At 32.4% G+C, this 7,795-nt stretch carries 8 protein-coding genes; all 8 read right to left on the bottom strand.

Annotated features, from left to right (window positions below; genetic code table 11):
• Nucleotides 1-389: dihydroxy-acid dehydratase domain-containing protein (locus tag BUA92_RS10950; protein WP_175550891.1), on the bottom strand; the 389-nt coding region annotated here is incomplete at its 3' end.
• Nucleotides 390-399: 10 nt separating this feature from the next.
• Nucleotides 400-1,404: a sugar kinase gene (locus BUA92_RS10945; protein ID WP_073019461.1), complete on the bottom strand. Its 1,005-nt coding sequence runs from the start codon at nt 1,402-1,404 to the stop codon at nt 400-402.
• Between the two features lies 1 nt (nt 1,405).
• Complete coding sequence (locus BUA92_RS10940) at nt 1,406-2,020, bottom strand: bifunctional 4-hydroxy-2-oxoglutarate aldolase/2-dehydro-3-deoxy-phosphogluconate aldolase (protein ID WP_073019459.1); 615 nt, start codon at nt 2,018-2,020, stop codon at nt 1,406-1,408.
• A 65-nt stretch (nt 2,021-2,085) separates the two neighbouring features.
• Complete coding sequence (locus BUA92_RS10935) at nt 2,086-2,571, bottom strand: PTS sugar transporter subunit IIA (RefSeq protein ID WP_073019457.1); 486 nt, start codon at nt 2,569-2,571, stop codon at nt 2,086-2,088.
• A 13-nt stretch (nt 2,572-2,584) separates the two neighbouring features.
• Nucleotides 2,585-3,910 carry a 6-phospho-alpha-glucosidase gene (locus BUA92_RS10930; protein ID WP_073019455.1) on the bottom strand — a complete coding sequence of 442 codons (1,326 nt, stop codon included), beginning with the start codon at nt 3,908-3,910 and terminating at the stop codon, nt 2,585-2,587.
• A gap of 28 nt (nt 3,911-3,938) precedes the next feature.
• Nucleotides 3,939-5,519, bottom strand: coding sequence for a PTS transporter subunit EIIC (locus BUA92_RS10925; RefSeq protein WP_073019453.1), 1,581 nt, complete (start codon nt 5,517-5,519; stop codon nt 3,939-3,941).
• Nucleotides 5,520-5,664: 145 nt separating this feature from the next.
• A complete protein-coding gene (locus tag BUA92_RS10920) occupies nt 5,665-6,426 on the bottom strand; it encodes a MurR/RpiR family transcriptional regulator (protein WP_073019451.1) in 762 nt (253 codons plus the stop codon).
• A 90-nt stretch (nt 6,427-6,516) separates the two neighbouring features.
• Entirely contained in the window at nt 6,517-7,785 is a 1,269-nt protein-coding gene (locus BUA92_RS10915) for an MFS transporter (RefSeq protein WP_073019449.1), read from the bottom strand.
• Between the last annotated feature and the right edge of the window lie 10 nt (nt 7,786-7,795).

Below are 7,795 nucleotides of genomic sequence, written 5' to 3'. Positions count from 1 at the left end.
CACATAGCTACTAGGTTTCCTGGCATTCCTTTATCACAGCTTGCTACAAATAGTCCTCCATCAAAGCCTGTAGCATTTGCATGGATTTCTATCATGTCTGCTATTATTTCTCTAGATACTAGAGAATAGTTCATTCCATCATGTCCTTGGGCTTGACCATCACATATATCTGTTGCATAATAGTCTGCTGCCTTTATGTTTAAACTTGTAAGCTCCTCCATAGCCTCATTAACCACCACATCTAAATGAACACTTCCTGGATGACTTTTACCATAGGTACTTTCTACTATTACCTGCATTTTTTCTAAATCTTCTGTAGTCCAGCCCATTCCTCTTTTTAGAGAATCCATTTCTGGAGCTATTTTTCTTACCTTTTGAGAATATAACATAGTTTTCACCTTACCTCTCTATAGAATTTTTTTCTCCTATTATCTTTTCTACATCTTTTTGATTTACTAGCATACTATCGCCTTTAATAGTACATTTTAAAGTCGCTGCTGCTACTCCAAAATCTATGGCTTCTTTTAAGGTTTTTTCTTTCATAATTGAGTAGATTACTCCTGATACAAAAGCATCTCCACTTCCTACTCTTTCAACCATTTTAGTTGTAAGTTTAACTGATTGTGCTTTTTCTTCTTCGCCTAAGGCGTAGGCGTAGTAGGTGTTATTATCTTCTTTATCGTTTTCTCTTTCTGTGTGGAAAATGTACTTAAAGCCAAACTTCTCTTTAAGTTCTTTCATCCTTTTAAATATATCTTCCTTTGTAGAAGTTTCTCTATCAAACATGGTTATATCTTTATCATCTACCATTATTGGTTCTATTCCAAAACATATATCTGCAAAAGGAGCTAATTCTGTTGCATAGTTTTTAGCTTCCATAAAGGTTGCCATCTTGCTTCTAAAGTTTAAGTCCATGCTTATAAATATGTTTCTTTTTTTAGCTTCCCTTACTACTTCTTTTACTATTTCTCTAGATTTTTCTCCAACTGCTAAGGTTATTCCACTAAAGTGAAGCCAGGTTACCCCTTCCAGCACCTTATTTATATCTATATCTTCTATTGATAACTCTGAAAAACTGCTGTGTTTTCTATCGTATATAACACTGCTGTTTCTAACTCCAGAGCTTCTCTCTAAGAAGTAGTATCCTATCTTTTCTCCCTTAGTTAGAATATTCTTTATGTCAACTCCAACTCCTCTAAAGTACCTTTTTACATTTTTAGCTATATCGTTATCTGGAAGAGATGATAGAATAGAAGTTTCTATATCCCAAGCTGAAAGCATTGAAGATATATTGGCTTCTGAACCTCCATAAAAACACTCAAATTCGTTAGAGTTTCCATATACATCAAAGTTTTTTGGAGTAAATCTTATAAGTATTTCACCTATTGAAAGAAATTTTCCCATGTTATTTCCCTACCTTCTCCATAAATCTTCTTGCATTTTCGGCTATCTTAGCTCTGTCACTATTAGTTCCAGAAGTTAATATACTGCCTATTCCTACTGAATCTGCTCCACTATTTAACCATTCATTTAGGTTCTCAAGGTTAACTCCACCTGTTACCATTATCTTAACATTTTTAATTGGTGCTTTTATTGCCTTTATGTAACTTGGGCCTAAAGCTTCCCCAGGAAATAATTTAATAACCTTAACACCTGAGTTTAGGGCATTTACTATTTCTGTTGGTGTAAAACAACCTGGAATATATTCTACATTTTTTTCTGTACAGTATTCGCTTATAAGTTCGTCAAAGTTTGGTCCTACTATAAATTCTGATCCTGCTTTTATAGCTTCTCTAGCTGTATCAACATTTAGAACACTTCCTGCTCCTATAACTACATCTTTGTATTTTCCAACTAAACTTTTTATGATTTCTGAGGCATCTTTGTTTGTGTAAGTTACTTCTATAAGTTTTATGCCGCCTTCTATGGCTCCTTCTATTATGTTTAGTGCTTCTTCCTTGTCGTTTCCTCTGATTACTGCAACTATTTTATTCCCAATTATGTTTTCAACTATACTCATTTAAAACTCCTCCTAAAGGAACAAGCCTCACCTTAAGTGAAGCTTATTCTTTTTCTTTTATTATATCATTTTATTTCCAATATAATACTTTCACTTGCCTTCATAGTTTCCCCAACATGGTATTTTTTTATTTCATGACCGTTTGGTTCTGCAAGTATTAGCATTATTGTGTCATCAAGGCCTTCTCTTTTAAGAACTTCTCTATCAAAGCTTAAAAGTAAGTCACCTTTTTTAACTTGTTGTTTTTCTTTGCAGTGAATACTAAAACCTTCACCCTTTAGGTTTACTGTGTCTATTCCTACATGTATTAGTAACTCAATTCCCTCTTTAGTTCTAAGTCCTACTGCATGTTTACTTTCCATCATGATTGTAACTACTTCTGAGTCACAAGGAGCATATACCTTAGTGTCACTTGGTTTTATTGCGATTCCATCTCCCATCATTTTTTGAGAAAAGACTTCGTCGTTAACCGTGCTTAAGTCTAAACTTTCCCCATCACAAAAAGCATACAATAGATTTTCATTCTTCTTTTTGAATAAATTTTTAAACATATATTTGCACCTTCTACTTAAGTTCTGGCCAGTAGCCTTTGTTTACTTCAATAAGATCATCTAATAAGTCCTTAGCAACCTTAGCACTAGGTACCGTTTTAGATAATGTAAGCGCCTGCCATAATTTTTGATAAGATCCTTCTATCCAAGCTTCAACTACTAGTTTTTCAACTGAAAGTTGTTGCTGCATTAAAGCTTTTTGGAATTCTGGAATTTCTCCTTGAGCTAGTGGTTCTGGTCCATCACTTCCAACTATACATGGAACTTCAACCATAGCCTCTGGATCAAAGTTTGATATAGCACCTTTATTTTCTACAATACATAACATTCTTTCATGAGTATTGTAGGCAATAGCTCTTGCTAAATCTACTATAAATGTTGCATGAGCATCTATGTGGAACTCTCCACCCTTAGCTGTTCCAGCTTCAACTATAGCTTTTGCTGCTCCAAATACATCTTTTTCTCTTCCATCCATAACCTCATTTGCTCTAGAATATTCTGCATTAGAATGTTCCACAACATAGTCTGGATATAGATAATATTTAAGATAAGTATTTGGTAAGAAACGTGGGTCTATTGCTAATAAATCTTTAGCTTTTTTGTGTGTTTCTTGCCAGCTTGGATCTGTATGTTGAGTTTCAACCTCTTTAACTGTAAGATACCCGTTTTCTGCAACGTAATCTTTTATTCTTTGAGTATAATCATTTCCTTCTTTATCTTTTACGCTAGTCCACCATCCGAAGTGGTTTAATCCAAAGTATTTAACTTCTAAATCTTGTGGCTCTAAATCTACTATTCCTGCCATACGACGAAGAGTTCCAACAGGCATATCACATATATTTAATACCTTTGAGTTTGCTCTTAGTCTACGACAAGCTTCTGCAACTATAGCTGCTGGATTTGAGTAGTTTAACATCCAGCAATCTGGAGAATACTTTTCCATGTAGTCTATTAACTCTAGCATACCGCCTATACTTCTCATACCATAAGCTATTCCTCCTGGTCCACAAGTTTCTTGACCAAGAACTCCATGCTTTAAAGGAACCTTTTCATCCTTCTCACGCATTTCATATTTACCTACACGGATGTGGGCCATACAGAAATCTACGTCTGTAAATGCTTCTTCTGGATCTGTTGTATATGAAAATTCAATCTCTGGTGCATTTTCTTTTAATACTATTTTTAGTGCTTCTCCAATTATGCCTTGACGTTCTCCATCATTATCATATAACTTTAATTTTCTTATTGGAAAACGATGTACGTTGTCTAACATCATCATAACTATCCCTGGTGTAAATGTACTTCCTCCGCCTGCAATAACTATAGAATGTTTTTTCATATAAATTACCTTCCTTCTAAGTTTCTTTTTATTCTCCTACTATTCCTAAAGCATTGTCTACCATAGATCTAATGCTTGTTACATTTAATCCATATATTACTTGAACATTTTCTCCTTTGATTACAACCCCAGCTGCTCCTGTTCCTTTTAAAGTTTTTTCGTCAACCTTAGTTGAATCCTCAAGGATAAGTCTTAGTCTTGTATAACAATTATCTACTTTTTTAATATTTTCTTTTCCACCTAAAGCTTCTATTATAACTAATGCTTTATCATCTGAAGCTATAGATTTATTACCTTCTGCTTTTGCTTTATAATCACTTTTTGTATAAAGCTGAACATCATCCTTATCATCTTCTCTACCAGTAGTTTTTAAGTTTAACTTAACTATTAAGAATCTGAATAACCCATAGTAAATTGCAAATTGAACTATTCCTACTAATACAAACATTGGCCATGATGTTTTTTCTATCCCTAATGGTAGGTTATATAATAAGAAGTCTATAAGTCCATTAGGTCCTATTGCTCTTACGTTTAATATATTTAAAGCTACCATTCCAAGTCCACTTAATACTGCATGTATTCCAAAAAGAATAGGTGCTGTGAATAAGAATGAGAACTCAATAGGTTCTGTTACACCTGCTATTACTGATGTTATTGCTGCTGGTATAAGTATAGCTTTTGCTTTCTTTTTCTTATCATCATCTGCTGTATGATAAAGTGCTAAACAAGCTCCTACTAAACCAAACATTTTTGATACTCCTCTGGCATCCCATATAACGCTACCAGATAATACTTTTACTGCTGGATCTGCAATCTCAGCAAAGTATATGTTTCTTGCTCCTTCTATAACCTGACCACCTATAGTCTCTACCCCTCCAAGTTGAGTATATAAAAATGGTGTATAAACTAAGTGATGAAGTCCTGTAGGTATAAGAAGTCTTTCTAACATACCATATATGAATATTCCAAAGTTACCGCTCTTTTGAATGTAATATCCTAAACTAGATATTCCCCATTGTACTGATGGCCAAACATAAGAAAGTACAACTGCTAATACTACTACTATTGGAATTAATATTAAGAATACTAATCTTGATCCACCATATACTTGAAAAGCTCCATTAAACTCTTTTTTACAATATCTATTATGAATATAAGCAACTACAATACCTAAAATAATTCCTAAGAAAACACCCATATCTAAAACTTGTGTTCCTAAAACCACTGCTTGACCAGATCCTCTTAATTGATCAGCTGGTACTAATTTACCTGATAGATTAAGGAAGATGTTCATAGCATTAATAAATACAAAATAAACTAATACTGATGTAAATCCTGATTCTGCTTTCTTTTCTTTAGCTAAACCTACTGCTAAACCTACACAAAATATAATTCCTAAATTTGATAATATAGGTACTAAAGAACCTGAAAGTATTTTGCCGAAACCAAATATTAATGTGTTTTTTAAAAAGGGCGCGTATTCTGCTAATCTAGCATTTGTTAATATATTTCCAAAAGCAATAAGTATACCTACTATTGGAAGTATTAGAACTGGAATGAACATTGCTTTTGAAAATCTTTGCATAGCATTCATAATCTTTTCTTTCATAATTTCCACCTCTTAATATATTTTTATCTCTTTCACAGTTTTTATTATAATTACGTTTTCAGATTTAAGAAATAGTTTTCAGGCAGTAAGAAACCTGTTAACTTAAAAGATAACAGGTTTCTTAAAAAGGGCTATTTTTCTGTATTTATTTAACATTATGTTCTTTTTCTCCCTGGTGATATCTGTGAATTAAGTACTCCATAAACATAAGCATATTAGGAAAAAATGAATTCGCCATAACATTACTATCATCTAACTTATGCATATCAAATATCTTAAAAGATATATCTGAAAGCTTTGAAATACTATTTTCAACTTCTTTAGTAAAAGAAACTACAAGCTTATTTTTATCCTTTGCAACCTTAACCTTATCTAATACTTCCTTAGTTTCTCCTGATTTAGATATGACTATAAGCATTTCCATATCTTCAACATTATTTTCAAAGCTTCCTATAGAATCTATTAATATACTTTTAATCCCCACACCTAACATTTTCTTATTAAAGTAATCTGCTGCTATGTTTGAATATCCCCTGGCATAAATAAATATATATCTATTTGATTTATTTATTAATAACTGTATAAATCTATCAACATGTTCTTCTTCAACATATTTTGATAAAAAATTAATATCTGTTCCTATTAAAGCATCTTCCTCTTCAACTATCCCTGTACTTTTACTATCTACTAAAGGTGTTATATTATAAACCATATCTATAAACCCAGTGAAACCTAACTTTTTAGAAAGCCTCATGATTGTAGAAGTTGAAGTATAGTTTGCTGCGGCTACTCCTCTAACCCCTATATCCATAACATTATCAATATTTTCAATAATATATTCAAGCACCTGCTCTTCTAAAACTGTTATCTTCTTATTTTTAACTATCTTACTCAAATCAATCTTCACTTATATCACCCCTCTTATAATAAAGATTATGTAATTAAGTATAATATTATCAATATTTTAAAGTTAAGAAAAGGCTAAGATTAAATAATCCTAGCCTTTGACCTTATTATCCTTCATAAAAGACATCAATATTCCTATAACTGAAACTATTAAGAATATTAGAAATGCAAACTTATATTCACTTAAACTATATGACTTTATCCCATCTATAGTTTCTCCATTCCATTTTAAGTCTAAAAGATAACCAATTAATATGCTCATTACGGAACTTCCCACAAACTCTCCTGAGTTTACTATGCTTGTTCCTATTCCACCATAACTTTTATTTACCTTATCTTTAATATCTGTAAAACTTAATATATGTGCCATAGCCAGTGTTCCCATAACTAATAAAATAACTGGGTACACGGATAGCGGAGGTTTTCCTCCCTCAATTATAAGTATGTATATCCATATTAATGTATTTATAATTAATCCTATTCTTGGATACCATTTTATAGGGTCTTTTAATACTCTATCCACTTGTCCAACTACTAATGAGCCTATTACTAATCCATAAATTATAAAAGAAGTATAAAAAGCTGCTGAAGTTTTAGTTAATCCATAAACATAAGTAAAATAAGAAACTCCCCAAAGTCCTGTTAGTGTTGTAGTACATCCAACTAAAGAAAATAATATAAAGAAATTTCTCCAAGTTGCTTTATTTGTTACTACTTCTTTTAATGCTTTAAGTAGGTTAAACTTCTCTCCATTTTGGTCTACCCCTAAAGGTGCAAATCCCACTTCCTTTGGAGAAGATATTACATACTTGTACACCAAAAATCCAACTATAAAACAAGCTACTCCCATTACATAAAAGGAGTTTCTCCATCCCATAAATATAACCATGGCTGCAAGTGGAAAGGTAGCTATTACCCCTCCCATATTACCTATAAAAGATAGCTTTGATGATGCCTTTGAGAACTCATCTTTTGAAAACCATATAGCTTGTGCTTTAAGAACTGATATAAATATAACGGAAGTTCCAACTCCTACAAGAAGTCTTGCTCCATAGGCAAGCCATACATTTGAAGCTGCTCCAAGTAGCATAGATCCCACTCCTGTAGTTATAACGCCTAGGTAACTTATCTTTTTATATCCAAATACATCTAAAAGAATTCCTGCTGGAATCTGCATAATAGCATAACTATAAAAGGTTACAGATGCAATATTACCAATCTGAGCTGCCGATAAGTTAAGGGTTTTTGAAAGTTCTTCTGACACGACCCCTAATGCACTTCTATGAAATAATGACATAACAAAGGACAAAGATAATATTGTCCAAATTCTCCATTTATAAAAATTATAGGTCTTTTTCATGCTGTCACTC

This window comes from Clostridium intestinale DSM 6191, assembly GCF_900130055.1.
Classification (GTDB): Bacteria; Bacillota; Clostridia; order Clostridiales; family Clostridiaceae; genus Clostridium_T; species Clostridium_T intestinale.
Note: the sequence above shows the minus strand (reverse complement) of the source record. Positions and strands in the feature narration are given on the sequence as shown.

Excerpts from the sequence above, each read along its gene's own strand:
- BUA92_RS10935 (WP_073019457.1), bottom strand. The coding sequence starts at position 2,571 with ATGTTTAAAAATTTATTCAAAAAGAAGAATGAAAATCTATTGTATGCT.
- BUA92_RS10940 (WP_073019459.1), bottom strand. The coding sequence starts at position 2,020 with ATGAGTATAGTTGAAAACATAATTGGGAATAAAATAGTTGCAGTAATC.
- BUA92_RS10925 (WP_073019453.1), bottom strand. The coding sequence starts at position 5,519 with ATGAAAGAAAAGATTATGAATGCTATGCAAAGATTTTCAAAAGCAATG.
- BUA92_RS10930 (WP_073019455.1), bottom strand. The coding sequence starts at position 3,910 with ATGAAAAAACATTCTATAGTTATTGCAGGCGGAGGAAGTACATTTACA.
- BUA92_RS10945 (WP_073019461.1), bottom strand. The coding sequence starts at position 1,404 with ATGGGAAAATTTCTTTCAATAGGTGAAATACTTATAAGATTTACTCCA.
- BUA92_RS10915 (WP_073019449.1), bottom strand. The coding sequence starts at position 7,785 with ATGAAAAAGACCTATAATTTTTATAAATGGAGAATTTGGACAATATTA.